We start from the raw sequence: 3501 nt of genomic DNA, 5'->3' as shown, positions 1-3501 counted from the left end.
CTCGTCATGGCGGCTGCCTTCGGCGCGCTGCTGGCTGCGACCCCGGCCTTCGCACAGGCCCCGTCGGGCAAGCTCGTGCTCTACACCTCGCAGCCGGAAAAGGATGCAGCCCAGACGACAGCTGCCTTCAAGAAGGCGTATCCGAATATCGAGGTCGAGATTTTCCGCTCGGGCACGACGGAGGTTATGGGCAAGCTCGCCGCCGAGATCTCGGCGGGTCAGCCCGGTGCAGACGTGCTTCTGATCGCCGATGCCGCGAGCATGGAGATCCTGAAAGGCCAGAAGCAGCTCCTCGCCTATCCCGGCGCCAAGACAGATGGCCTCCAGCCCGGTTCCTTCGACTCGGACAAGACCTATTTCGGCTCGAAGCTGATCACGACCGGCATCGCGTACAACACGGCCGCCAAGGAGAAGCCGACCTCCTGGACCGATCTCGACAAGCCGTCCTACAAGGGGCAGATATCGATGCCGAGCCCGCTCTACTCGGGCGCTGCGGCAATCATGCTGTCGACGATGACGGCCCGTCCCGATCTCGGCTGGAAGCTGTTCGACGGCCTGAAGGCCAACGAGGCCGTCGCCGTACGTGGCAATGGCGCGGTGCTGCGTTCGGTCGCAACCGGCGAGAAGGCCTATGGCGTACTGGTCGACTTCATGGCCTACAATGCCAAGAAGCAGGGCTCGCCGATCGACTTCGTCTTCCCGAAGGAAGGCGCGCCTGCGGTGACCGAGCCCGTAGCCATCGTGAAGACCACGAAGAACGAGGCCGCCGCCAAGGCCTTCGTCGACTTCATCCTTTCCGATGACGGCCAGAAGCTGGCGCTCGCGATGGGCTACATCCCGGCCAAGCCCGGCGTCGGCTCGCCGGCCTGGCTGCCTGAGGGCACCAAGATCAACGTCATGCCTTCCGACATCGCGGCCGTGGTCAAGGCGACCGAGGCCGACAAGGCCCGCTTCGCCACCATGTTCGGCAATTGAGCGCGGACGCGTGCGCATGTCCTTGGCCGATACTGCGACGCTGCGCACGCGCGTCGAGGAGACGGGCCTCCTCTGGGGCCTCGTCTGTCTCGTCGCGCTGCTCTCGCTCCTGCCGATCGGGCGGCTCGTGGTCGAAGGACTGGCGCCCGGTGGCCAGTTCTCGACAACGGCGCTGGGCAAGGTGCTTGCCAGCCCGGCGACCTGGACGGCAACCTGGAACAGCCTCGTCACCGCCATTTCCGGTACCGTGATTGCCGTGCTGATTGGTGGCATGGTCGCACTGCTAGCCACCCTGACCGATATTCGAGCGCGTAACGCCTTCACCTTCTGCTTCGTTCTGCCGCTGATGATCGCGCCGCAGGTGACGGCGCTCGCCTGGCTTCAGCTCTTCGGCCCATCGAGCACGCTGCTCAAGCTGATCGGCATGGCGCCGCCGCTTGGTAGCCGCAACCCGCTTTACTCGCGCGAGGGCATCATCCTGCTGCTCGGCCTGCAATATGCGCCGCTGGTCTTCCTGACCTTGCGCGCTGGCCTGCGAGCGCTGCCCAGGGAACTGATCGAGGCCGGACTCGCTGCCGGTGCCGGCCCGCTGATGGTGCTGCGCACCGTGGTTCTGCCCTTGATGACGCCGCCACTCGTCGCCGGCATCGCGCTCTGCTTCGTCTCCTGCCTCGGCAATTTCGGCATCCCCGCCTTCCTCGGCATCCCCGGCAATTTCCTCGTCCTCCCGACGCTGATCTATCAACGCCTCGCGGGCCTCGGTCCAGGTGTGCTGTCCGAGGTAGCCATCCTGTCGCTGCTGATCGGCATCATCGCGATGGCCGGCATCCTGCTGCAGGATTTCATGATGCGCCGCCGCGATTTCCGCATAACCACCACCTCCAGCGCCGCGCGCCCGTTCGAGCTTGGCCGCTGGCGGGTGCCGGTGGAGATCCTGCTCTGGACCTTCGCTGTCCTCGTGCTGGCCTTGCCCTTCCTTGGCCTCGTGACGACTTCGCTGATCCCGGCCTTCGGCGTGCCGCTGAACATGGCCACGGCCACGCTCGGCAACTACGCTTACGTGGTGCTCGAGCATGCCGCATCCAGGCGCGCCTTCGTGAACAGCTTTCTGATGTCGGCCGGCGCTGCTGTCCTGATCGTGCTGATCTGCGTTCCGCTCGGCTATTTCATCGTGTGGAAGAAGTCGCGTGCGCTGCGCCTGCTGAACCTGGCGGCGGAACTGCCCTATGCCATGCCGGGCGTCGTGCTCGCCATCGCCGCGATCCTGCTCTTCCTCAAGCCGCTGCCCCTCGTCGGTGTCTCCCTCTACAACACCGTCTGGATCATCATCTTCGCCTATCTCGCACGCTTCCTCGTGCTCGGCCTGAGGCCGGTGATCAGTGGCTATCTGCAGATCGATCGGACCCTCGAGGAGGCCGCCCAGGTCGCCGGAGCGGGCCTGCCCCGCCGCCTCGTCACCATCATCTTCCCGCTGGTGGCTCCCGCGGCGGTGGCCGGCGCGCTCCTGATCTTCCTCACCGCCTTCAACGAGCTGACGGTCTCGGCACTGCTCTGGTCATCCGGCGCGGAAACGCTCGGGGTGGTGGTCTTCTCCTTCGAGCAGGGCGGCGATTCCGCCTACGCCTCGGCGCTGGCGACGATCACGGTGCTGGTCACCGTGGCCCTCATGGCATCGACGACACTCTTTGCTCAAAAACTGCCCCAGGGGGTCCTGCCGTGGCGAGATTGACCATCGACCGAGCGCAGAAGCGCTTCGGCTCATACGTCGCCCTCGACGACGTCTCGATCGATGTGGCAGATGGGGAGTTCCTCGCCGTTCTCGGCCCCTCCGGCTGCGGCAAGACCACGCTCCTGCGGCAGATCGCGGGCTTCGACAAGCTCGACGGTGGCACCATCCGCATCGGCGACCGGCTCGTCTCCTCGTCGGATCACCATGTCCCGCCCGAGCATCGCAAGCTCGGGATCGTCTTCCAATCCTACGCGCTCTGGCCGCATATGACGGTGGCCGAAAATGTGGCCTACGGCCTTGCGGTTGCGGGCGTGCGGGATCCGGAGCGGGCTCGTCGCGTCGCTGCCGCATTGGAACTGGTCGGGCTGAATGGCTTCGCCCAGCGCCGGCCGGGCATGCTCTCCGGTGGACAGCGCCAGCGTGTCGCACTCGCCCGCTGTCTGGTCACCGAGCCGTCGCTCGTGTTGCTGGACGAGCCGCTCGCCAATCTCGACGTCCATCTGCGCGCCTCGATGGAGGAGGAGTTTTCGCGTTTCCACGAGCGCACGGGCACGACCATGGTTTACATCACTCATGATCAGGCCGAGGCGATGGCGCTGGCGGACCGGATCGCGGTGATGGATCGAGGCCGCCTGCTCCAGCTTGCCACGCCTTCGATGCTCTATCGGGAGCCCGCGAACGTGACCGTCGCCGGTTTCATCGGCGAAGGCATGGTGCTGCCTGCGACCATCGTTTCCGCGCCGCAGGAGGGGCGCTGCAAGGTCAGCGTGCTTGGCATCGAGGCCGTCGTCCGCTGC

3 protein-coding genes are annotated in these 3501 nt (G+C 65.9%); all 3 read left to right on the top strand.

The window, feature by feature from the left end; genetic code table 11:
• Nucleotides 1-975: ABC transporter substrate-binding protein (locus ACIPIA_RS12445; RefSeq protein WP_400509957.1), on the top strand; the 975-nt coding region annotated here is incomplete at its 5' end.
• A gap of 16 nt (nt 976-991) precedes the next feature.
• Nucleotides 992-2704: an ABC transporter permease gene (locus tag ACIPIA_RS12440; RefSeq protein ID WP_400509955.1), complete on the top strand. Its 1713-nt coding sequence runs from the start codon at nt 992-994 to the stop codon at nt 2702-2704.
• Nucleotides 2692-3501: ABC transporter ATP-binding protein (locus ACIPIA_RS12435; protein ID WP_400509952.1), on the top strand; the 810-nt coding region annotated here is incomplete at its 3' end. The genes ACIPIA_RS12440 and ACIPIA_RS12435, both read left to right, overlap by 13 nt.

It is taken from the genome of Allobosea sp. CER48, from assembly GCF_044752385.1.
Taxonomy (GTDB): domain Bacteria; phylum Pseudomonadota; class Alphaproteobacteria; order Rhizobiales; family Beijerinckiaceae; genus Allobosea.
This window is presented reverse-complemented; position numbering and strand designations above follow the sequence as displayed.

Excerpts from the sequence above, each read along its gene's own strand:
- ACIPIA_RS12440 (WP_400509955.1), top strand. The coding sequence starts at position 992 with ATGTCCTTGGCCGATACTGCGACGCTGCGCACGCGCGTCGAGGAGACG.